Genomic DNA, 22,335 nt, shown 5'->3' with positions numbered 1-22,335 from the left:
ATACGGAACCGATCTCGTCCGGCCGGTGTATCAAGAGTGTGAGGGCACAGGGGGAGGTCCTGGAGGGGGGCCGCGTCGTCGACGAGGGTGCGGTGATCGCGCGTGTGCGCGCCGGGGAGGCGGAGGCGTACGCGGAGTTGGTGCGCGCTTTCACCGGGATCGCGCTCAGGGCGGCCGTGGCACTCGGGGCGGGAGCGGACGCGGAAGACGTGGTGCAGCAGGCCTTTTTCAAGGCGTACTGCTCCTTGGGGCGGTTCAGGGACGGCTCGGCGTTCAAGCCGTGGCTGTTGTCGATCGTCGCCAATGAGACGAGGAACACAGTGCGTTCGGCGGTCCGGCAGCGGTCGCTCGTCGGACGTGAGGCGGCGCTCGCGGAGGCGGAGCCGCTGATACCGGAATCGGCGGACCCAGCGGTGGCGGCGCTGCGGCACGAGCGCCGGACGGCCCTGCTCGCCGCGCTCGACCGGCTGAGCGAGGAGCACCGCCTGGTCGTCACGTACCGCTATCTCCTGGAGATGGACGAGACGGAGACCGCCGAGGCGCTTGGCTGGCCGCGGGGCACGGTCAAGTCCCGGCTGAACCGCGCGCTGCGGAAGCTGGGGCGGATCCTGCCGCAGGGAGCGGAAGCGGAAGGAGGTGACGGGCATGAGTGAGCGGGGCGACGGTCGGGACGGTCAGGACGAGGCCGCCGCCGAGGAGGCCGGGCGGGGCGCCCGTCGGCTTCCTGAGGAGCTGCGGGCGCTCGGCCGGTCCTTCGATCCGCCGGGGGTCACGGGCGAGTCGATGGCCGAGCGGGTCATCGCGCAGATCATCGCGGAGTCGGTGCCGGTCCCGGTGGCCGAACCGCCGGGTCTCCTCTCCCGGCTGCGGTCGTGGCTGCGGGCGCGGTGGCGGGTCCTGACGGCGGCGCTGTGCGGGCTCCTGACGGCGGCGGTGCTCACACCGCCGGTGCGGGCCGCGGTCTTCGAGTGGTTCGACTTCGGCGGGGTCGAGGTGCGGTACGACCCGTCGGCGACCCCGCCGACCGAGGCCGGTGTGCCGGGGTGCGGTGGCGGGGTGAGCCTGTCCGAGGCCGAGCGGCGGGCCGGGTTCGCGCCCGCGGTGCCGGGCGCGCTCGGCGCGCCGGACGCCGTGGTCGTGACGCGGGAGCCGGGCGCGCGCGTCCGGGTCACGCTGTGCTGGCGCGACGAGGGCCGGACGATACGGCTCGACGAGTTCGGGGCACAGCTGGACCCGAGCTTCAGCAAGACGGTGACGGAGCGTCCCGACTGGGTTCAGGTCGGCCGGGAGACGGGGCTGTGGTTCCCGCGCCCGCATCGGCTCACGTTCTGGATGGTGGAGGGCGACGGCGACCGGTGGACGCGCTCCGAACGGACGGCGGGCCCGACGCTCCTGTGGACGCACGGACCGGAGCTCACGCTGCGGCTCGAGGGCGTGGCTTCGAAGGAGCGGGCGCTGGAGATCGGGAAGTCGGTCTCGATTCGGCCGGGCGAATCGGGAACCTGAACGGCTCGGGCGGTGTACCAGAAGTGACGCGGTGCGGACGGGTCGTGCCGGAGAGCGGCTGGGGGATCGGACATGGGGACGGTAGGGACCGTAGGGACGGCAAGGGGAGTGTGCGGGTCGGTTGCGGGGGTCGCGGCCGCGCTGGCGCTGGTGGTGCTGGGAGCGCCGCAGGCGGTGGGGGGCGGGTCGACGAGCGTCTTGGTGGTCTCGCCCATCAGCGGGGAGAGCGCGGCGCTCACCATCGAGGACGGGGACTATCGTCGGCTGGAGCAGGGTCTCGGGGAGCTCCGCGCGGAGCGGGGGAGCCGTGAGCGGCCGCCGGGGCTCGACATCGGGCAGGACAGCCGTCAGCTCAATGTGACGTGGATGGTCCATGACGTGAAGCCGTGGCGAGTGGACCGGGTCTATCCGGTCACGCCCGACGCCGGGAAGGACACCGCGGACGTGTGGGTGCACACGTCGACCGAGCTGGACTCGATGAAGGGGTACTGGCACAAGGCGAAGGACCCGGCCCGCCTGACGAAGCTGTTCGACAAGCTCGGGGTGATGGGCCCGGAGGAGGACGGCGGCCGCCAGGGCATGGCACCCGCACCGGCCTCCGGACGGACCGACGGCGCCTCGGGGGACGGTGCGTCGGGGGGCAGTGGGACGGACTGGTGGTGGGCGATACCGGGCGCCGCGGCGGGGGCCGCGGGAGCGCTGCTGCTGCGGGGGCCGCTCGCCGAGCGGCGCGCCCTCCTCCCTCCCCTTGCCTCGCTGCGTGGGCGGCGGCCTCATGAGGACGGCCCGCGGCAGGAGTTGAGGGATGTGTGAGCGCTGCGGGCAGCGGCCGTCCCCGGCCGGTGGATCGACCGGCCGGGGGGGGCTGTCGGACCCGGCGGGTCAGTGGGGCGGCAGGCCCGGGGCCGGGTGGGCGGCCATCAGGTCGGCGACCTCGGACCGGATCTTCGTCAGGGCGTCCTCGTCTCCGGCACGGGCCGCGGCGACGCCTCGGTCGATCCAGTCGGCGACGGTCGGCATGTGCTGAGTACCCAGACCGCGGGAGGTGAGCGAGGGGGTGCCGATGCGGACGCCGGAGGGGTCGAACGGCTTCCTCGGGTCGTACGGCACGGTGTTGTAGTTGACGACGATCCCGGCCCGGTCGAGGGCCTTGGCGGCGACCTTGCCCGGGACGTCCTTGGGGGTGAGGTCCATCAGGATCAGGTGGTTGTCGGTGCCGCCGGAGACCAGGTCGAAGCCGCGGGCGAGCAGCGCTTCGGCGAGGGCCTGGGCGTTGGCGACGACCGTGTTGGCGTAGTCGCGGAAGGAGGGTTGCGACGCCTCGTGCAGGGCGACGGCGATGGCCGCGGTGGTCTGGTTGTGCGGGCCGCCCTGGAGGCCGGGGAAGACCGCCTTGTCGATGGCCTTGGCGTGCTCCTCGCGGGACATCAGCATCGCGCCGCGCGGGCCGCGCAGGGTCTTGTGGGTGGTCGTGGAGATCACGTCGGCGTGCGGCACCGGTGACGGGTGGGCGCCGCCCGCGATCAGGCCGGCGATGTGCGCGATGTCGGCGACGAGGACGGCTCCCGCCTCGTGGGCGATCTCGGCGAAGGCGGCGAAGTCGATGGTGCGAGGGAGGGCGGTGCCACCGCAGAAGATCAGCTTCGGGCGTTCCTTGAGGGCGAGGTCGCGCACCTCGTCGAAGTCGATGCGGCCCGTGTCGTGGCGGACGCCGTACTGGACGCCGCGGAACCACTTGCCCGTGGCGGAGACGCCCCAGCCGTGGGTGAGGTGGCCGCCCATGGGGAGGGCCATGCCCATCACGGTGTCACCCGGTTCGGCGAAGGCGAGGTAGACGGCGAGGTTGGCCGGGGAGCCGGAGTAGGGCTGGACGTTGGCGTGCTCGACGCCGAAGACGGACTTGGCGCGGGCGACGGCGAGGCGCTCGACGGGGTCGATGTTCTGCTGGCCCTCGTAGTAGCGGCGGCCCGGGTAGCCCTCGCTGTACTTGTTCTGCAGGACCGTGCCCGAGGCTTCGAGGACGGCCGTGGAGACGTAGTTCTCGCTGGGGATCAGGCGCAGGGTGTCGGCCTGGAGCTGTTCCTCGGCGGCGACGAGCGCGGACAGTTCGGGGTCCGTCGCGGCGAGCGCGGGGTGGCTGAGGGTGTTCGGCGCATCCGCGGTGGCCGCGGACTGCGAGGAACTGAGGGAAGGAGAGTGAGTCATGGCGTCCTCCGGGGCGAGCGGTGAGTGTCCGGTCGTGGTCCCGGGGTGCCCAGGCGGTCGGCACCTCGAAGGTTCTGCCTCGCACGGCTTCCTCGGGGTCCGTTCCCCGTGCGCCAGTCGCCGTGCTGTAGAGACCAGCCTATCGGGCACGCCGGGTCGGCAGGTTTCTTCGTCCGCGATCCGAGCGACGATAGAACTTGGGCGCCACACCCGCCCCATGCCGCAGGACGAACGGAGACCCCGTGTCGACTACCGAAGAGTTCATCACCTCGGCCGAAGCGCACAGCGCGCACAACTACCATCCGCTGCCCATCGTGGTGGCGTCGGCGGAGGGTGCCTGGATGACGGACGTCGAGGGGCGCCGCTACCTCGACATGCTGGCCGGGTATTCGGCGCTGAATTTCGGGCACGGCAACCGCCGCCTGATCGACGCGGCCAAGGCGCAGCTGGAGCGGGTGACGCTCACCTCGCGGGCCTTCCACCACGACCGGTTCGCCGAGTTCTGTACGCGGCTCGCGGAGCTGTGCGGCAAGGAGATGGTGCTGCCGATGAACACCGGGGCGGAGGCGGTGGAGACGGCGGTGAAGACCGCGAGGAAGTGGGGGTATCAGGTCAAGGGCGTGCCCGCCGGGCGGGCGAAGATCGTCGTCGCCCGCGACAACTTCCACGGGCGGACCACGACCATCGTCAGCTTCTCGACGGACCAGGAGGCGCGGGCGGACTTCGGTCCGTACACCCCGGGTTTCGAGATCGTGCCGTACGGCGATCTGACGGCGCTGCGGGCCGCGGTCACGGAGAACACCGTGGCCGTGCTCCTCGAACCGATCCAGGGAGAGGCCGGGGTTCTGGTGCCGCCGACCGGTTATCTCGCGGGCGTGCGGGAGTTGACGCGGGAGCGGAACGTCCTCTTCATGGCGGACGAGATCCAGTCGGGGCTCGGCAGGACAGGCAGGACGTTCGCGTGCGAGCACGAGGGCGTGGTCCCGGACGTGTACATCCTGGGCAAGGCGCTCGGCGGGGGCGTCGTGCCGGTGTCGGCGGTGGTGGCGGACGCGGATGTGCTTGGGGTGTTCAAGCCGGGCGAGCACGGGTCGACGTTCGGCGGCAATCCGCTGGCGTGCGCGGTGGGCTTGGAGGTCGTCGCGATGCTGAGCTCGGGCGAGTTCCAGCAGCGGGCCACCGAGCTGGGCGAGCATCTGCACGCCGAGCTGGGGCTCCTTGCCGGTACGGGCGCGGTGACGCAGGTGCGGGGCCGTGGGCTGTGGGCGGGCGTCGACATCGAGCCGTCGCACGGCACGGGCCGCGAGATCTCCGAGAAGCTGATGGACCGGGGTGTGCTGGTCAAGGACACCCACGGGTCGACGATCCGGATCGCTCCACCGCTGGTGATCAGCAAGGAGGACCTGGACTGGGGGCTCGATCAACTGCGGGCTGTGCTGGCCTAGTTCGAGCCCCCCGGTCGCGGTTGCCGTGGCCGCGGGTGTCGCGGCTGCCGGTGTCGTGGCCGCGGGTGTACGCGGCCGCGTAGCCGTCCTCGCCGAGGGCGTTCCGGGAGCGTTGTGCGGCGCGGTCGACATCGCGGCGTTCGGCGGGCGGCAGGGGGCTGCCGACCGCCTCGCGGAGGGCGGCCGCGGTGCCGAGGAGTTCGGCGGCGCCGGTGTGATCGTGCGCGAGGGAGTGGGCTCCGGCCAGTCCTTCGAGGGCGAGGGCGACCGCGCGCTCGTCGCCCGTGCGGCGGGCCACGGCGAGGCCCTCCCGGTGGAGTTCCTCCGCGCGCGCCGCGTCACCGCGCTGTTCGGCGACGTAGCCGAGCTGGGCCAGGATCAGGGCGGTGCCGGACTGGACGCCGAGACGGCGATTCCAGGCGAGCCAGGGCAGGAGGTACTTCTCCGCGGTGTCGAGCTCACCGAGGCGGCGGGCGCCGATGGCGAGGCCCGTCTCGGCGAACTGCTGCGCGGGCCCGTGCGAGTGCCGCGCGGCGAGGCGTGCGGCGCGCTCGTGGAAGTCGGTGGCCGCGGCGTCGTCACCGGTGAGCAGGGCGATGCGGCCGAGGCGGGCGAGGCGGAAGGACACGTCGGTCCACAGCTGGAGCTCCTGCGCGCCGCGCATGCCGTCGCGGTGGAGCCTGGCGGCGCCCTCGTAGTCGGCGGCGATCTCGGCGAGCACGCCCAGCTGCTCGGAGGCCTGCAACTGGCCCCAGCGGTCGCCGAGTACAGCGAAGAGGGCGGCGCTGGCCTCGGCGTCGCGGCGCAGGGTGGCGAGGTCGCCGCGGTAGAGGGCCCGGGTGGCGCGGGTGCTGAGGGCGGCGGCGACGCCCCAGCGGTCGTCCGCCGCGCGGAACTCCTCCAGGAGCTCGTCGACCTGGGTCTCCTCGCTCTCCGTACGGTTGAAACCGCAGCGGGCGTAGGCGAGGAGCCAGCGGGACCGGAGGTCGGCGCCCTCGGCGGGGCCGTCGGTGCCGATCTCCGCGTAGGGGGTGTCGTCGCCGGTGAGCAGGGCGAGGGCGGCGCGGGCCGTGCGGGCGGAGGCGCGAGCTTGTCCCGTGTCGGTGATCTCGGCCGGGGGCAGGCTCAGGGCCTGGGTCAGGGAGCGCTCGGCTTCGCCGAGGCGGCCGCGGAGGAACCAGTACCAGGTCAGGGAGTTGGCCAGGCGCAGGGCGAGGGCGGCGTCGGCGTCGGCCGCGGCCCATTCGAGTGCGGCGCGCAGGTTGACGGCTTCGGTGTCGAGGCGGTGCAGCCACTGCTGTTGGCCGGGGCCGAGGAGGTGGGGTGCGGCGTGTTCGGCGAGGTCGGCGTAGTGGTGGGCGTGGCGGCGGCGTACGTCGTTCGTCTCCCCCGCCTCGTCGAGCCGTTCGAGGCTGTAGGCAGTGACGGATTCGAGCATGCGGTAGCGGAGGCCGTGGGCGCGGTTCGCTCCGGGCGCGGTGGTGAGGAGGGAGCGGTCGACGAGGCGGGTGATGAGGTCCAGTACGTCCGGAGCGTCGGCGCCTCTGGGGGTGGTGAGGGCGCCGCGGGGCTCGTCGCAGCCCTGCACGTCACGCGGCGCGGGGCCGACCCCGTACACGTACACGGCTTCGGCCGAGTCCAGTGTGAAACTGCCGCCGAAGACGGCGAGTTGACGCAGGGCGCCTTGTTCCTCCGCGGTCAGCAGCTCCCAGCTCCAGTCGATCATCGCGCGCAGGGTGCGTTGGCGGGCGGGGGCGTCCCTGCGCGCTTGGTTGAGCAGCCTGAACCGGTCGTGCAGGCGCTCGGCGAGGGCGTGCACGCCGAGGGCGCGTACGCGGGTGGCGGCCAGTTCGATGGCGAGCGGAATGCCGTCGAGGCGGCGGCAGATGAGGACGGCGTCGGGGGTACTCTCCGCATCCAGCACGAAGCCGGGCGCGGCAGCGGCGGCCCGCTCGGCGAACAACGCCAAGGCCTCACGCTCCGCGAGCGGCGCGACGGCTTCGAGGGTCTCGCCGGAGAGGGCGAGGGGCTCCTGACTGGTGGCAAGCACGCGCAACTCGGGGGCGCACCGAAGCAGTTCGGACAACAGCTCGGCCACGGGCTCCAACACATGCTCGCAGTTGTCGAGCACAAGGAGCATGCGACGCGGGGCAAGAGCTTGGCCTAGGAGTCGCACTAGGGCGGGGGTGGGAGTAGGAGTGGCCGGGGTGTGAGGGGTGTGGCCCGGGGTCGGGGCGGCCCGGCCCGGGGTAGCTGAGGCATGGCCATGACCCAGGTCATCGTGAGCGTTTGGCTTTGGTGGCTCGGTCTTGTTGGTGGCTGGGGCTGGTGGCTCACTGTGGAGGGGTGCGGAGGCGTCCTCGATGCCCAGTGCCGTGGCGGTCGTCGTTGGTGGCTCGGTGTGGAGGGGGGCGGGGGCGTCTCTGATGCCTAGTGTCGTGGCGACCGTTTCAGCTACGTCGTGCTTCGTGCCGGCCAGTTCCACCAGCCAGACGCCCTCCTCGAAGTTATCCGCCAGCCCTGCCGCCGCCTCCAGCGCGAGTCGGGTCTTGCCCACGCCCCCCGGTCCCGTCAGGGTGACGAGCCGCGCCGTTCCGACCAGTTCCCGTACCCGGGCCACCGCGTCGTCCCGGCCCACGAGAGCAGTCACCTGGGCGGGCAGGTTCGTGCGAGGGGTGTGCGGTGTTGGCGGTGCCTCCAGCTCGGGGCGCGGGGCCGCCACATCCGCCCTCGGCGAGGCCAGTTCCGGGGACTGGCGGAGCATCGCCTCGTGGAGAGCGGCGAGTTCCGCTCCGGGGTCTATGCCCAGGTCGTCGGCCAGGCGCTCGCGCAGGTCACGGTATGCGTCCAGCGCCTCCGTCTGGCGCCCCGCCAAGTACAGGGCCCTCATGTACGCGCCCCGCAGCCTCTCCCGCAGCGGCTGCTCGGCCACCAGTTCCGCCAACTCATCGGCCAGGGAGGCGTGTTCGCCCGGGGCGGCCGAGTCCAGGCGCAGTTCCGCCCGTGCCTCCTGCGCCGTGAGCCGCTGTTCCTCCAGGCGCGCCACCGCCACCCGCACGAACTCCGCGTCGCGGAAATCCGCGTACGCCGGTCCACGCCACAGCGTCAGCGCCTCCGTGAGGAGTGTGATCCTCGTACGCACGTCAGGGACCTCAGGGGCGGCGTTGGAGGCGTACGCGCGTGACGTCAGCGTCGTGAAGCGGGCCGCGTCCGTCAGTTCCTCCGGCGCCACTCCCTCGGGGGCCCGCAGCAGATACCCGGCGGGGCCGTACGCCACGAGTTCGCGCGCCCCCGGTTCCGCCTTCTCCAAGGCCCTGCGCAGCTGGGAGACCTTGGTCTGGAGGCTGTTGGCGGGGTTGCCCGGCAGCCGTTCGCCCCAGAGGTCGTCGATCAGCACGTCCGCGGGGACCGGCCGCCCTTGGTGGACCAGGAGATTCGCGAGCAGGGCACGGACCTTCGGCTCCGGAACCGGGACGACCGCCCCGTCCGCCGTGCGCACCGTCAACGGGCCAAGGACCTCGAATCGCATGCCGCAACGTTAATGCGGGACCGAGCGGGGTTCCTCAGCGGCCGTGCGTGGCGCGGACCAGCGGCCGTGCGTGGCGCACCAGCGGCCGTGCGTGAGCCGTCAGTGGCTCGTGCGCGGGCCCGGGCACGGTAGTCCACGTGACCAGGACAGCCCGCCCACGCAACACCCCGAACACAGCAGCCCGGTCACGCCGAACCCACCTCGAAAGGACCCCCGCCATGCCCATCCCCACCACCTCCACCCCCACCTCCCGCGAAATCCACCTCGCCTCCCGCCCCACCGGCGAACCCACCCCCACCGACTTCGAGTTGGTGACTGTCGGGATCCCCGAGCCCGCCGAGGGGCAGATCCTGGTCCGCAACACCTGGATGTCCGTGGACCCGTACATGCGGGGCCGCATGGACGACGTCCCCTCCTACATCCCGCCCTTCGCACTCGGCGCCGCCCTCGAAGGCAGCGCGGTCGGCGAGGTCGTCGCGTCCCGCGCCGAGAACGTGCCGGTGGGCGCGACCGTCTCGCACTTCCTCGGGTGGCGCGAGTACGCCGTCATGGACGCCGCCACCGCCACCGTCATCGACACCGCCCTCGCCCCGGCCGCCGCCTACCTCGGCCCCCTCGGTACCACGGGCCTGACCGCGTACGCCGCGCTCACTCGCACCGCCCCCGTCCGCGAGGGCGACGTCGTCTTCATTTCCGCGGCGGCGGGCGCGGTCGGCAGTGTCGCGGGGCAGCTGGCCCGCGAGCTCGGCGCCTCCCGCGTGATCGGCTCGGCGGGCGGACCGGCGAAGACCAAGAAGCTGCTCGACACGTTCGGCTACGACGCGGCCATCGACTACCGCCAGGGCGGCATACCCGAACAGCTCGCCCAGGCCGCCCCCGACGGCATCGACGTCTACCTGGACTCGGTCGGCGGCGACCACCTGGAGGCCGCCATCGGCGCCATCCGCACCGGCGGCCGTATCGCTCTCGTGGGCGCCATCAGCGGCTACAACACCACCGCACCCGCGCCAGGACCGAACAACCTGTTCCGTGCCGCCACCCACGAGGTGACCCTGCGCGGCATGCTCGTCAGCAGCCACTTCGACCTGTTCCCGAAGTGGATCGGCAAGGCCGCGGGCCTGCTCGCCGACGGCAGTCTGCGCACCGAACAGACCGTCGTCGACGGCATCGAGCAGGCGCCCGACGCCTTCCTCGGCGTACTGCGCGGCGCCAACACCGGCAAGATGCTCGTCCGGCTGTGAGCCAACCACTGCCGGGCGTCCGCGGGTCGGCGTCAGCGTTTGACGCCGACCCCGCCGAACATGGCCACGTCCTCGAGGGCCGGCGCCGCGCCGGCGTCCGCGTCCGCACGCCAGCGGTTGCACGACACCACCCCGGGCGCGAGGAGCTCCAAACCCTCGAAGAATCCGGCCACTTGCTCGGGCGTGCGCTGCGTCAGCTTGGGTGTGCCGTTCTCGTTCCAGAACGCCACCGCCTCGTCGACGTCGGGCATCTCCGGGCTGGTGATCGTGTGCGAGAGGACCAGATGGCTGCCGGTCGGCAGCGCGTCGAGCAGGCGGCGCACGATGCCGTACGCCTCGGAGTCGTCGTCGATGAAGATGACGACTCCGAGCAGGATCAGCCCGACCGGCTGGTCGAAGTCCAGTGTCTTGGCGGCGTGTTCGAGGATCGTCTCGACGTTGCGCAGGTCCTCGTCGAGGTAGTCGGTCCTGCCCTCGGGGGTGCTGGTGAGGAGGGCGCGCGCGTGGGTGAGGACCAGCGGGTCGTTGTCGACGTAGACGACGCGGGTCTCGGGGGCGATCCGCTGGGCGACCTCGTGGGTGTTGTCGGCGGTCGGCAGCCCGGTGCCGATGTCGAGGAACTGGCGGATGCCGCACTCGGTCACCAGGTGGCTCACGGCGCGGCCGAGGAACTGCCGGTCGGCCAGCGCGTACGCACCGATACCGGGGTGCAGCGCGCGGATCTGGTCCCCGGCGGCCTGGTCGACGGGGTAGTTGTCCTTGCCGCCGAGCCAGTAGTTCCAGATCCGGGCCGTGTGAGGCTGCGTGGTGTTGATCCTGCTGTCGGTCATGTTCGCTTCGCCTCCGAGTGCGTCACCTCGATCAACCCGATCAACCGGCAGCGTACTCGCGGGACTTCACCGGTCTCCGCGGGGCCTCAGAGAATCCGGTCTCCGCTGGCCCTCAGAGAATGACGTGCGGCAGGAACCTCGCGTACTCGTCCGTGATCAGACCCGCCGACTCCCGGATGCCGAGCCCCGCCGCCTCGTCCTCCACGACCCACGCACCGAGCACCACACGGTTGCCGTCGAATTCGGGCAGCGGCGCCAACTCCTGGTAGCAGCACGCCTCTTCGCGTAGGGCGGCCTCTACTCCCGGTGGATGGACCGTGACTCCGGCGCCTTCGCGGCCGAGGAGGGGCTTGGCGACGTAGCCACGGCCGGAGGCCAGCTCCCGGGGGCCGTCCAGGTAGGCGGGGAGGAGGTTGGGGTGGCCGGGGTACAGCTCCCAAAGCACCGCGAGCAGCGCCTTGTTGGAGAGGAGCATCTTCCACGCGGGCTCGATCCACAGGGTGGAACCGGTGCCGCCGCCGTTGTCGAGGGTCTCCAGGACGTGCGGGGCGAAGCGGTCGGTGGTCAGCCACTCCCACGGGTAGAGCTTGAAGCAGCTGCGGATGAAGCCGAGCTTCTTGTCGACGAAGCGCCGCGAGAGCCGGTCCCAGCCGATGTCCTCCATGGAGATCGCCTCGGTGTCGAGCCCGGCCTGCTGCGCGGTCTCGCGCAGGTACGCGACCGTCATCAGGTCCTCGCCGAGTTCGTCGCCCGCGGAGTGCGCGAAGTACAGCGGGCCACCGGGCGGAAGCAGCGCGGCCTGCTTCTTCCAGGCGTCGACGAGGCGCTCGTGGAGGGAGTTCCACTGGTCGGCGCCCGGGAAGCACTCCTCCATCCAGAACCACTGGGGGCTCGCGGCCTCGACCAGGGAGGTGGGGGTGTCGGCGTTGTACTCCAGCATCTTGGCCGGGCCGCTCGTACCGTCGTAGTGCAGGTCGAACCTGCCGTAGAGGGAAGGGAGTTCGGCGCGCCGGTGCCAGGCCTCAGTGACCGCGTCGGCCACTCGGGGGTCCGTGATACCGAGGTCGACGAGGCGGCCGTGCGTGACGATGTGCTCGGCCGCCGCGAGGCACATCGTGTGCAGCTCCTCGACGACCTCCTCCAGGGCCTCGACCTCGGGGAGCGTGAACTCGTAGTACGCGGACTCGTCCCAGTACGGGCGGAGCGAGTCGTCGGGGTAGCGGGTCAGGGGGTAGATGAGCCCCTGGTCCTCGACCGTCTGCTGCCAGCCTGGGCGGGGGGTGATGGTGTGACGTTCCATGGTCTCGGGCCTCGGGTCTCAGCTCTCGGGTCTCGGGCCTCGGGTCTCGCTCGCTTCCGGCTCAGCCGCCGCCGCTGCCGCTGCCCGAGCAGCCGAAGCCGTCGCGGTCGACGGCCTCGCTGCGGCTGAAGGTGCCGTAGTCGGCGCGCCGTCCTTCGACGTCGGCGTCGTAGTACCAGTCGGCGTCCATGCGGCCGGTCCTGCCGGTGCCGGTGCCTGTGCCGGTTCCGTAGGAACTGCCGCCGGACTGACGCCCCTTGCCGTACGAGGATGACGAACCGGCGGACGAGCCCGAGGACGAGCCGCTCTTGCAGTTCTTGTCGGCGACGATCTTGTAGCCCGTGAGGTAGTCGTAGCTGTCGCGGTCCACGCACCGCTTGTCCGGCTCCGAGCCGCAGGAGGTCAGGGCCGCCGCGAGGACGCCCATTCCGCCGAGTATCACCGTGCTGGACCGAAGCCTTCGCCGCTGCGTCCGCTCCTTCGGCTCCTGCTTCAGTTCCTGCTGCTCAGCCGCCATCTGCTCTACAGCTCCCCGTTGTCGTACATGTGTCAAAGCGTGTTCGGCGATCAGCGTAGGTAAGTCCCCGCACGTCACGCCAACCGGCTCAGCCGAATCCCCTTCCTCTACAGTCACTTCGTGTCTCTTGGGATGATTTGCGCACTCGGTTCAGCGGTCTGCTTCGGCACGGCCTCCGTCTTCCAGGCCATCGCCGCCCGCGCCACGGCGCCGGGAACGGGGTCCGGGGTCGACCCCGCGCTGCTGCTGCGCGCGGTGAAGCAGTGGCGGTACGTCGTGGGGCTCGGGCTCGACGGGCTCGGGTTCCTGCTTCAGATCGTGGCGCTGCGTTCCATCCCGATCTACGCGGTGGGTGCTGCGCTCGCCGCGAGCCTCGCCGTCACCGCGGTGGTGGCCTCGCGGTTGCTGCGGGTGCGGTTGAGCGGGGTGGAGTGGGCAGCGGTGGGGGTGGTGTGCGCGGGGCTCGCGATGCTGGGGCTCGCGTCGGGGGACGAGGGGGACGACGTCGGGTCGACGACTCTGCGGTACGTGATGCTGGGCGTGGCGGTGGGGGTGCTGGTGCTGGGGGCCGTGGCCGGGCGGCTGCCGGGGCGGGGGCGCGCGCTGGCTCTGGGGCTCGGGGCGGGGTTCGGGTTCGGGGTGGTGGAGGTGGCGGTGCGGCTGATCGACGATGCCTCGCCGGGGGCGTTGGCGCGGAATCCGGCCGCGTATGCCCTGCTGGTGGGTGGGGGCGCGGCGTTCCTGCTGCTCACGTCGGCGTTGCAGCGGGGGTCGGTGACGACCGCTACCGCGGGGATGGTGATCGGGGAGACGATCGGGCCCGCGGTGGTGGGGGTGGTGTGGCTCGGGGACCGGACTCGGGGCGGGATGGAGTGGGTGGCGGTGCTGGGGTTCGTGGTGGCTGTGGTGGGGGCGTTGGCGTTGGCGCGGTTCGGCGAGGCGCCGGCTCCTGTGGAGGAGGGGGAACCCATCAGCCCGTCCGGCGTTTGAGGACGAACTCGGCGGAGCCGGTGATGACGGTACGCACGGCTGCGGAGCCGGTGATGACGGTGCGCACGGCTGCGGAGCCGGTGATGACGTTGCGCGCGGCTACGGCAGCACCCTGCACAACGCCTCCAGTGCCCCCGCCCACCCGTGATCCGCCGGCGTCCCGTACCCCACCACCAGCGCGTCCCGCTCCGGGACCCGTGCGGCGGGGTGCCGGAAGCTCCCGAGGCCCTGCACGGCAAGGCGTTGCCAGCTTGCCGCCTGCACCACCGAGCGCTCCGTACCCGGCGGGAGTTCGAGCACCGCGTGCAGCCCCGCGGCGATCCCCGTGGCCCGCACCTCCGGTGCCCGCGCGGCAAGCGCGGCGACCAGTTGGTCCCGCCGACGGCGGTAGCGCAGCCGCGCGCCCCGCACATGGCGGTCGTACGCACCCGACGTGATGAACTCCGCGAGCGTCAGCTGATCCAGCGCTCCGCAGGCCCATTCCGCGCCCCCCTTCGCCTCGACGACCTCCTCGGCGATCGGCGCCGGAAGGACCATCCAGCCCAGCCGGAGGCCAGGGGCGAGAGACTTGCTCGCCGTGCCGAGGTAGACCACGCGGTCGGGGTCCAAACCCTGGAGCGCGCCCACCGGCTGCCGGTCGTAGCGGAACTCCCCGTCGTAGTCGTCCTCCAGGATCAGACCGCCCGCGCGCCGCGCCCAGTCGACGGCGGCCGCGCGCCGGTCGGGGTGCAGCGGTACTCCCATCGGGAACTGATGGGCGGGCGTCAGGAGCGCGACCTTCGCCGAACCCTCCCCCAACTCATCGGTGCAGGTGCCCCGTTCGTCGAAGGGCAGCGGCCTCGTCCGTAGCCCCGCCCGCTTCAGCAGATTCCAGTGCACGTCCAGGCCGTACGACTCGACCGTCACCTCCCGCAGACCGCGCGCCCGCAGCACAGCTCCGAGCACGCTCAGGCCCTGTGCGAACCCGGCGCAGATGACGATGCGGTCCGGGTCCGTGTGCACGCCGCGCGCGCGGGAGAGGTAGCCGGCGAGGGCGGTGCGCAGCTCGATGCGGCCGCGCGGGTCGCCGTAGCCGAGCGCGTCGTTCGGGGCGGCCGCCATGGCCCGGCGCGCGGCCTTGAGCCAGGCGGCGCGCGGGAACGAGGAGAGGTCGGGGGTGCCCGGCATCAGGTCGTACGTCGGGCCGCCGGCGGCCCTGCGGCGCGGTGCGGGTTCGGCGGGGCGCGGCACGGCGCGTTCGGCGACGCGGGTGCCCGAGCCCTGGCGTGCCGTGAGCCAGCCCTCGGCGACGAGGTCCGCGTACGCGTCGGCGACGGTGTTGCGGGCGATGCCCAGGTCGGCGGCGAGGGAGCGGGACGAGGGGAGGCGAGTGCCGGGGGCGAGCCTGCCGCCGCGTACCGCCTCGCGCAGGGCGTCCGTGAGGCCCTTGCGTACGCCGGAGCGCGCCGCCTCTCCCCCGGGCTCCACGGGCTCCCCGGTCTTCCCGGTCTCCAGGTGGAGGTCGACGCCCAAAGTGGCCCAGGATTCTTCCATGGGAATGGACCATACCTGTGGGCTACTCCGGTCGTACGGTCGATGTCATGACGACGAACGACAACACCACCCCCGCACCCGAGTACGTCCACGAGCACACCCCCCGCCTCGACTGGCACCAGCACGCCCCCGAGGTCTTCAAGGCGATGATCCGGCTCGACGCGGCCGCCCGTAAGGGTGTCGACCCGGTGATCCTCGAGCTCGTCAACATCCGCGCCTCGCAGCTCAATCACTGCGCGCTCTGCGTCGACATGCACAGCAAGGACGCCCTCGCGGCGGGCGAGAGCGTGGAGCGGATCATTCAGCTCAGCGCCTGGGAGGAGTCGAAGCACTTCTACACGGCGAAGGAGGTCGCCGCGATCGAACTGACCGAGGCGATCACGGTCCTTACGGACGGCTTCGTGCCGGACGCGGTGTACGACAGGGCGGCGGCCCTCTTCGAGGAGCAGGAGCTGACGCAGCTGATCGCCGCGATCACGGTGATCAACGCGTGGAACCGCTTCGGTGTCTCGACGCGTCAGGTGCCGGGCCACTACAAGGCCGGAGACCAGAAGTGAGCGCTCGGACCACTCATCTCGACAAGGGGGTCACCAGCGCGCTGTCCGCGTTGAGCGCGGCGGCGAAGAAGGGGCTCGGCGACCCTGTGCTCGCCGAGCTCGTGATGATGCGGGCCTCGCAGATCAACGCGTGTGCGTTCTGTCTGGACATGCATGTGGACATCGCCGTGAAGAGCGGCGAGACGGCGAAGCGGATCGCGCTCCTCAACGCGTGGGCGGAGGCGGGTGAGGTCTTCAGCGAGCGGGAGCGGGCCGCGCTAGCGCTGACCGAGTCGGTCACCGTCCTGACGGACGGGTTCGTCCCCGACGAGGCGTACGAAGCGGCGGCCAAGCACTTCACCGAATCCGAACTGGCCCATCTCATCGGGGTGATCACCGTCATCAACAGCTGGAACCGGGTGATGGTCAGCCGCCGTATCGAACCGGGAGGGTACGTGCCGTGAGCCTCGTGGAGGAGTTCCGCGCGCTGCGTGGTCGCCTCCCGGCTGGGGTAGCTGAGGCGCGGCGCCCCTGACGCCGGGCGCTTAGAGCACTCCCGTACCGGGCCTGCGGCTGGCGCAGGGCGCCGCCCTGTGCCAGCCACCCAGCTCACGCACAGTGCCGCCCCTGTGCCGGGGCGCTCGGCACCTGTGGCACCGCCCTGGACCGCCGCTTCGCGGCGGATGTCTCCCGCCCACCCACCCGATTACCCCGGAGCACCGGGGGGCGTGGGGGTGGGTGGGGTCACACGGGGCAATCGGGCGGGTGGGCGGGAAGGACCCGGCGCGCAGCGGCCGTTCAGGGCCCCGCCGACGGTGACGCGACACCAGGCTTCCGCACTGCGGGGTGCCGGGCGGGTGGGAGCGAGAGATCCACCGCGGGGCAATCGGGCGGGTGGGTGGGGAAGATCCGGCGCGCAGCGGCGGTTCAGGTTCCCCCACGACGGCGGCGCCGCACCAGGCCCCCGCCCACCGCGGAGTGCCGGGTGGGCGGGTGGGAAGGGCCCGGCGCGGAGCGGCGGTTCAGGGGCCCCGCCGCCGCCCCCAGCGCTACTTCGGAAGCCAGCCCCGCCACTTCGACTCATGGTCGGCGACCCAGGCCTTCGCCGCGTCCTCCGGCGCCATCTTCTTGTCCGCGATCATCAGCGAGACCTCGTTCTGGTCCTCCTCCGACCACTTGAAGTTCTTCAGGAACTCCGCCGCGTCGCCGCCCTTCTTGGCGAAGTCGGCGTTGAAGTACTTCTGCAGCGGCGTATGCGGATAGGCGCACTTGATCTTGGCGGGGTCGGCGTCGCAGCCCTCCTTGTACTCGGGCAGCTTCACCTCCGTCATCGGCACCTTCTTGAACAGCCACTGCGGCTTGTACCAGTACGACAGGAACGGCTTCTTCTGCTTGGCGAACTGCTCGATCTGCGTGATCTGCGCCGCCTCGGAACCCGCGAAGACGACCTCGTAGTCCAGGCCGAGGTTCTTCACCAGGGCCTTGTCGTTCGTGACGTACGACGGGGAGCCGTCCATGAGCTGGCCCTTGCTGCCGCTCTCGGAGGTGCGGAAGTCCTTCGCGTACTTGTTGAGGTTCTTCCAGTTGGTGACGTCCGGGTGCTTCTTCGCGAAGTACGTCGGGACGTACCAGCCGATGTGACCCGTCACGCCGACGTCGCCGCCGGGGACGATCGTCTTCTTGTCCTTGATGTAGCGCTGCTCCTGGTCCGGGTGGCCCCAGTCCTCCATGATCGCGTCGACGCGGCCCTGGCTGAGCGCGTCCCAGGCGGGGACCTCGTCGATCTGGACCTTGTCGACCCGGTAGCCGAGCTCGTGCTTGAGCAGATACTCGGCGACGGCCACGTCCGCCTGCGCGCCGACCCAGGACTGGACGGACAGCGTCACGGTCTTGGCGCCCTCGGCGTTGGCGTACGGGGACGCCTGCTTGGTCATGTCGGAGGCGCAGCCCGAGAGGGCGAGCAAGGCACAGCCCGCAGTTGCCGCGCTCGTCACACGCATCACACGCGTACGTACTCGCATGTCACGCACCCTTCTTCGTGCCGTGTTCCCGACGTGTCGTCGGCTGCGTGACCCGGTCCAGCATCAGACCGAGGCACACGATCGCCGTACCCGCCACGAGACCCGTGGCCAGGTCGCCCTGCGCGAGGCCGAACACCGCTTCGTAACCGAGTGCGCCACCGCCCACCAGGCCGCCGATGACGACGACGGCGAGGATGAGGACGACCGCCTGGTTGACGGCGAGCAGGAGCGCCGGGCGGGCCAGCGGGAGCTGGACCTGGCGCAGTTGCTGCCAGCTGGTGGCGCCGAGGGAGCGGGACGACTCCATCGCGGCGCCGTTGACCTGGCGCAGGCCCTGCGTGGTGATGCGGATGACGGCGGGCAGCGCGTACACGATGGCCGCGGCGACCGCCGGGGCGCGGCCGATGCCGAAGAGGGCGACGACCGGGATCAGGTACACGAACTGCGGCATCGTCTGGAAGACGTCGAGGACGGGCCTCAGAAGTGCCTCCAGCCGCGGACTGCGCGCTGCCGCGATGCCCACCGCGAAGCCGAGGACCACCGTGACCGCGACGGCCGCAAGGACCTGCGCGAGCGTGTCGAGGGACGGCTTCCACACGCCCAGTACGCCCGTCGCCGCCATGGCGAGTACGGCGGTGAGCGCGGTCTGCCAGGTGCCGATCAGCCAGGCGAGGGCCGCGATGATGAGGAGGACCGACCACCAGGGCAGGCCCTGGAGACCGTCGCGGATCGGGTCGAGGACCCACGTGGTGAAGTGCGCGGCCCAGTCGGCGGTGCCGCCGACGACGGGCACGTCGGTGTAGATGTGGTCGACCATCCACTCCTTGGCGGTGTTCACCGGCTCGGCGATGTTCACGATCCAGCTCTCGGGCCACTCCAGGCGGTCCGCGAAGCGCGCGGCGAGCGCCGCGACGACGGTGACCGCTCCGGCCACGGCCCAGCCGCGCCCTCCACGCAGCGGAGAGTTGTCCTCGGTGTGGGCGCCGAGCCGCTCCCCGGCGGCGCCCGTCACGCGGTCGAGGACCACGGCGAGCAGCACGATCGGGATTCCGGCCGCGAGCGCGGCTCCGACGTCCACGGAGCCGAGGGCCTGGTAGACGCGGTCACCGAGACCGGCGCCGCCGATCATCGACGCGATGACGGCCATGCCGAGCGCCATCATGATCGTCTGGTTGAGGCCGAGAAGGAGTTCCTTGCGGGCCAGCGGGAGGCGCGCGGAGAGCAGGCGCTGGCGTGCGGTGGTGCCGAGCGACGTCACCGCTTCCATCACGCCGCCGTCGGCGCCGCGCAGGCCGAGCGCGGTGAGGCGGGCCATCGGCGGTGCCGCGTAGATGACGGTCGCGATGACCGCGGCGGGCACGCCGATGCCGAAGACCAGGGCGACGGGCAGCAGGTACGAGAAGGCCGGGAGCACCTGCATGGTGTCGAGCACCGGCCGCAGGATGCGGAAGATCCGGTCGCTCAGACCGCCGGCGAGGCCGAGCAGCATGCCGAGTACGACGGAGACGAGCACGGCCACGATCATCAGGGCCAGCGTCTGCATCGTCGGCACCCACATGCCGAGCAGTCCGCACAGGCCGAACGAGGCACCGGCGAGGACCGCGAGCCGTACGCCCGCCACACGCCAGGCGACGAGCGCGGCGCCGACACTCACTCCGGCCCAGCCCGCTGCGAGAAGGACCAGGTAGACACCGCGGATGGAGAGCACGATGCCGTTGGAGATGTTGCCGAGGACGTAGACGAACAGCGGGTGGCTGTCGCGGTTGTCGATGATCCAGTCGGTGGTCTTGCCGAGCGGCTCGGTCAGGTCGACGGTGAGCGCGCCGGGCCAGGCGCCGGACGCCCACTTGGCGTTGACGATGGGGATGAGGATCGCCGCGGCGACAGCGAGCAGCAGGAGCTTGCCGACGGCACGGTGGCGCAGGAGCGCGCCGATCCCCGAGTCGCGTACGGGAGTCGATGCGGTGGCGGTGGCCATCAGGCGACCACCTCGCCGGTATCGGAGTGCCCCTTGTCGGGCTTCGTGACGCGCCCGTCCGCCGGGGCCACGCCCGCGACGACGCCGAGCAGCGCCTCGTGGTCGACGACGCCCAGGCAGCGCGGGCCGTCCATCACGCGCACCGGGAAGCCGGACTTGGCGACGGCCTCGATGGCTTCGGCGACCTTGGCGTCCGGCGAGAGCGCCGGGCCGCGGTCCTGTTCGTCGGTGTCGGCGGGGCGCATGGCGGTGCGCACGCTCATCACGTCGGCGCGTGCCACGTCCCGTACGAAGTCGCGTACGTAGTCGTCGGCCGGGGAGCCGACGATCTCCTCGGGCGTGCCGAGCTGCACGATGCGGCCGTCGCGCATCAGCGCGATGCGGTCGCCCAGGCGCAGGGCCTCGCTGAGGTCGTGGGTGATGAAGACCATCGTGCGGCCCTCTTCGCGGTGCAGGCGGATGACTTCTTCCTGCATGTCGCGGCGGATGAGGGGGTCGAGCGCGCTGAACGGCTCGTCGAAGAGCAGGACTTCGGGGTCGACGGCGAGGGCGCGGGCCAGACCCACGCGCTGCTGCTGGCCGCCGGAGAGCTGTCCGGGCTTGCGCTGCTCAAGGCCTTCGAGGCCGACCTTGGCGACGACTTCGAGTGCCTTGGCGCGGCGCTCGGCCTTGCCGACGCCCTGGATCTCCAGGCCGTACGCGACGTTGTCGAGGACGGTGCGGTGCGGGAGGAGGCCGAAGTGCTGGAAGACCATGGCGGCGCGGTGCCTGCGCAGTTCACGCAGGCGCGCCTTGTCCATGCCGAGGACGTCCTCGCCGTCGATCGCGATGGACCCCGATGTCGGCTCGATGAGCCGGGTGAGGCAGCGTACGAGCGTCGACTTGCCGGACCCCGACAGGCCCATGACGACGAAGACCTCGCCCTTCTTCACCTCGAAGGACACGTCGCGCACGGCGGCGGTGCAGCCGGTCTGCTCGCGCAGTTCGGCGGGGGTGAGGTCATGGACGGAGGTGTCGCCCGGTATTCGGTCGGCCTTCGGGCCGAAGACCTTCCAGAGGTTCTCGACGGCGAAGACGGGCCCGTCGGCGGACTCCGGCGGCTTCGCTTCTTCCTTCTTCATCACCGCGGCCTCGCTCATCGGCCATCACCACCCAGCATCTCGGCACACTTTTCCCCGACCATGAGCACTCCGATCATCGGGTTCACGGCGGGCATCGTCGGGAAGACGGATGCGTCCGCGATACGAATTCCTTCAAGACCCCGGATCTTCAACTCCGGGTCCACTACGGCGAGTTCGTCCGTGACGGCACCCATGCGGCAGGTTCCCGCCGGGTGGTACACGGTGTGCGCGGCCTTGCGCACGAGCTCGCTGATCTCGGCGTCGTCGGTGACGTCGGGACCGGGGAAGACCTCGCGCTTGAGCCACTTGGCGAAGGGCTCGGCCTGCGCGATCCTGCGGGCCAGCTTGATGCCGTCGACGAGGGTCTGGCCGTCGTAGTCGACGCCGTTCTCGTCGTACTCGAAGTACTTGAAGTCGAGGGCGGGCTTCACCTCGGGGTCGGCCGACGTCAGGTAGACACGGCCGCGCGCACGGGACTTGGGGATGTTCGGCGTCATCGATACGCCGTGCTCCGGGCGTTCGTAGCCCAGGCGCTCCGGGTTGTCCGTGAACGGGATTTGGTAGAAGTGGAACATCAGGTCCGGGCCCTTGTGGTCCGGGTCCCGCTTCACGAAGAGGCCCGCGTCGGAGTCCATCGCGGAGTTGCCGGGGATCGGGCCGTTGGTCTCCCAGACGATGACCGACTCGGGGTGGTCGAGGAGGTTCTCTCCGACGCCCGGCAGGTCGTGCGTGACGGGGATGCCGAGCGCTTCGAGGTCCCCCGCGGGGCCGATGCCGGAGTGCATGAGCAGCCGGGGCGTGTCGACAGCGCCCGCGCAGACGAGCACCTCGCGGCGGGCGGTCAGGAGCTGCTCGGCGCCGTCCTTCGTACGGATGTGGACGCCGCGCGCGGTCTTGCCCTCAAGCTCCAGCTTGGTGGCCCACGTCTCCAGGAAGAGGTGGAGGTTCGGGCGGTCGCCAGCCTCCATGTGGGGGTGGAGGTAGGCGACGGACGCGGAGGAACGCTTGTTGTTCTCCGGGTGGTACGACAGGTCGAAGAAGCCGACGCCCTCGTCGAAGGGCTTGTCGTTGAAGCCGACGACCTCGGGGACGCCGAGCGCGCTCTTCGTCGCCTCGACCCAGTCGGTGGCGATCTGGTTCTGGTCCTTCTTGGCGACGCGCACGATGTTGTTGCGCAGCTTGCCGAAGAAGGGGTCCATCGCCTTGGCGCCCCAGCCGGTGGCGCCCGCCTCTTCCCACTCGTCCCAGTCGGACGGCAGCGGCTTGAAGGAGATCAGGGTGTTGTGCGACGAGCAGCCGCCGAGGACCTTGGCGCGGCTGTGCAGGATGTGCGAGTTGCCGCGCGGCTGCTCGGTGGTCGTGTAGCCGTAGTCGAGGTCGCCGCCGAGCAGGCCGAGCCAGCGGCGCAGCGTGAGGACGTCCTCGCGGTCGATGTCGCTGGGGCCGCCCTCGATGACGGCGACGGTGACGCCCGGGTCCTCGGTGAGGCGGGACGCGATCACCGAACCGGCGGTGCCGCCACCGACGATGACGTAGTCGTACTCAGTGGTCTCAGCCATGCGTGCTGCTCCTCTTCCTGCGAG

The 22,335-nt window shown here is 71.4% G+C and carries 19 protein-coding genes and 1 riboswitch; of the genes, 8 read left to right on the top strand and 11 right to left on the bottom strand.

The window, feature by feature from the left end; all coding sequences use genetic code 11:
• The first annotated feature begins 38 nt into the window (after positions 1-38).
• The 3 genes from ACWGI2_RS17450 (at position 39) to ACWGI2_RS17440 (ending at position 2,319) form a co-directional block, all read left to right on the top strand.
• Complete coding sequence (locus tag ACWGI2_RS17450; protein ID WP_453696148.1) at positions 39-653, top strand: RNA polymerase sigma factor; 615 nt, start codon at positions 39-41, stop codon at positions 651-653.
• Positions 646-1,506: a hypothetical protein gene (locus ACWGI2_RS17445; RefSeq protein WP_453696147.1), complete on the top strand. Its 861-nt coding sequence runs from the start codon at positions 646-648 to the stop codon at positions 1,504-1,506. The genes ACWGI2_RS17450 and ACWGI2_RS17445 overlap by 8 nt, the downstream gene beginning before the upstream one ends.
• A gap of 108 nt (positions 1,507-1,614) precedes the next feature.
• Complete coding sequence (locus tag ACWGI2_RS17440) at positions 1,615-2,319, top strand: hypothetical protein (protein ID WP_453696146.1); 705 nt, start codon at positions 1,615-1,617, stop codon at positions 2,317-2,319.
• Positions 2,320-2,388: 69 nt separating this feature from the next.
• On the opposite strand, the gene ACWGI2_RS17435 is transcribed toward ACWGI2_RS17440, so the two are convergent.
• Positions 2,389-3,711, bottom strand: a complete 1,323-nt coding sequence (locus tag ACWGI2_RS17435; RefSeq protein ID WP_453696144.1) for a serine hydroxymethyltransferase — start codon at positions 3,709-3,711, stop codon at positions 2,389-2,391.
• A gap of 40 nt (positions 3,712-3,751) precedes the next feature.
• Positions 3,752-3,842, bottom strand: a riboswitch (ZMP/ZTP riboswitch).
• Positions 3,843-3,953: 111 nt separating this feature from the next.
• On the opposite strand from ACWGI2_RS17435, the gene rocD reads away from it, so the two are divergent.
• Positions 3,954-5,156: an ornithine--oxo-acid transaminase gene (rocD, locus tag ACWGI2_RS17430; RefSeq protein ID WP_453696143.1), complete on the top strand. Its 1,203-nt coding sequence runs from the start codon at positions 3,954-3,956 to the stop codon at positions 5,154-5,156.
• On the opposite strand, the gene ACWGI2_RS17425 is transcribed toward rocD, so the two are convergent.
• The gene (locus ACWGI2_RS17425) at positions 5,101-8,685 is read right to left on the bottom strand and encodes an AfsR/SARP family transcriptional regulator (RefSeq protein WP_453696141.1); all 3,585 of its coding nucleotides are present in this window, start codon (positions 8,683-8,685) and stop codon (positions 5,101-5,103) included. The two genes, rocD and ACWGI2_RS17425, sit on opposite strands and share 56 nt — an antisense overlap.
• A 218-nt stretch (positions 8,686-8,903) precedes the next feature.
• On the opposite strand from ACWGI2_RS17425, the gene ACWGI2_RS17420 reads away from it, so the two are divergent.
• Positions 8,904-9,926: an NADP-dependent oxidoreductase gene (locus ACWGI2_RS17420; RefSeq protein WP_453696140.1), complete on the top strand. Its 1,023-nt coding sequence runs from the start codon at positions 8,904-8,906 to the stop codon at positions 9,924-9,926.
• 32 nt (positions 9,927-9,958) lie between these two features.
• On the opposite strand, the gene ACWGI2_RS17415 is transcribed toward ACWGI2_RS17420, so the two are convergent.
• From ACWGI2_RS17415 to ACWGI2_RS17405, 3 genes are all read right to left on the bottom strand, one after another.
• Positions 9,959-10,756, bottom strand: coding sequence for an SAM-dependent methyltransferase (locus ACWGI2_RS17415; RefSeq protein ID WP_453696139.1), 798 nt, complete (start codon positions 10,754-10,756; stop codon positions 9,959-9,961).
• Positions 10,757-10,868: 112 nt separating this feature from the next.
• On the bottom strand, positions 10,869-12,056 hold the full coding sequence (locus tag ACWGI2_RS17410) for a glutathionylspermidine synthase family protein (RefSeq protein ID WP_453696138.1): 1,188 nt from the start codon (positions 12,054-12,056) through the stop codon (positions 10,869-10,871).
• 61 nt (positions 12,057-12,117) lie between these two features.
• Positions 12,118-12,573 (bottom strand): hypothetical protein, encoded by a 456-nt coding sequence (locus tag ACWGI2_RS17405; protein ID WP_453696137.1) that lies wholly within the window; start codon positions 12,571-12,573, stop codon positions 12,118-12,120.
• Between the two features lie 132 nt (positions 12,574-12,705).
• Here ACWGI2_RS17405 and ACWGI2_RS17400 point away from each other — a divergent pair, with 132 nt between their 5' ends.
• Positions 12,706-13,563: a hypothetical protein gene (locus ACWGI2_RS17400; RefSeq protein WP_453397650.1), complete on the top strand. Its 858-nt coding sequence runs from the start codon at positions 12,706-12,708 to the stop codon at positions 13,561-13,563.
• Here the strand turns inward: ACWGI2_RS17400 and ACWGI2_RS17395 are convergent.
• The gene (locus ACWGI2_RS17395; protein ID WP_453696135.1) at positions 13,544-13,681 is read right to left on the bottom strand and encodes a hypothetical protein; all 138 of its coding nucleotides are present in this window, start codon (positions 13,679-13,681) and stop codon (positions 13,544-13,546) included. The two genes, ACWGI2_RS17400 and ACWGI2_RS17395, sit on opposite strands and share 20 nt — an antisense overlap.
• Positions 13,663-15,096 (bottom strand): MocR-like pyridoxine biosynthesis transcription factor PdxR, encoded by a 1,434-nt coding sequence (pdxR, locus tag ACWGI2_RS17390; RefSeq protein WP_453696133.1) that lies wholly within the window; start codon positions 15,094-15,096, stop codon positions 13,663-13,665. Before pdxR ends, ACWGI2_RS17395 begins: the two co-directional genes overlap by 19 nt.
• Before the next feature lie 47 nt (positions 15,097-15,143).
• On the opposite strand from pdxR, the gene ACWGI2_RS17385 reads away from it, so the two are divergent.
• Positions 15,144-15,653, top strand: coding sequence for a carboxymuconolactone decarboxylase family protein (locus ACWGI2_RS17385; protein ID WP_453397350.1), 510 nt, complete (start codon positions 15,144-15,146; stop codon positions 15,651-15,653).
• Positions 15,650-16,096, top strand: coding sequence for a carboxymuconolactone decarboxylase family protein (locus tag ACWGI2_RS17380; RefSeq protein WP_453696132.1), 447 nt, complete (start codon positions 15,650-15,652; stop codon positions 16,094-16,096). Before ACWGI2_RS17385 ends, ACWGI2_RS17380 begins: the two co-directional genes overlap by 4 nt.
• Positions 16,097-16,681: 585 nt before the next feature.
• Here the strand turns inward: ACWGI2_RS17380 and ACWGI2_RS17375 are convergent.
• From ACWGI2_RS17375 to ACWGI2_RS17360, 4 genes are read right to left on the bottom strand one after another with little or no spacing between them, the layout of a single operon-like run.
• Positions 16,682-17,632 carry an ABC transporter substrate-binding protein gene (locus ACWGI2_RS17375; RefSeq protein WP_453696748.1) on the bottom strand — a complete coding sequence of 317 codons (951 nt, stop codon included), beginning with the start codon at positions 17,630-17,632 and terminating at the stop codon, positions 16,682-16,684.
• Positions 17,633-17,654: 22 nt separating this feature from the next.
• On the bottom strand, positions 17,655-19,631 hold the full coding sequence (locus ACWGI2_RS17370; RefSeq protein ID WP_453397353.1) for an ABC transporter permease: 1,977 nt from the start codon (positions 19,629-19,631) through the stop codon (positions 17,655-17,657).
• On the bottom strand, positions 19,631-20,770 hold the full coding sequence (locus tag ACWGI2_RS17365; protein WP_453397354.1) for a quaternary amine ABC transporter ATP-binding protein: 1,140 nt from the start codon (positions 20,768-20,770) through the stop codon (positions 19,631-19,633). Before ACWGI2_RS17365 ends, ACWGI2_RS17370 begins: the two co-directional genes overlap by 1 nt.
• A complete protein-coding gene (locus ACWGI2_RS17360) occupies positions 20,767-22,311 on the bottom strand; it encodes a GMC family oxidoreductase (RefSeq protein WP_453696131.1) in 1,545 nt (514 codons plus the stop codon). Before ACWGI2_RS17360 ends, ACWGI2_RS17365 begins: the two co-directional genes overlap by 4 nt.
• Between the last annotated feature and the right edge of the window lie 24 nt (positions 22,312-22,335).

Source organism: Streptomyces sp. NPDC054866, assembly GCF_053610745.1.
This window is presented reverse-complemented; position numbering and strand designations above follow the sequence as displayed.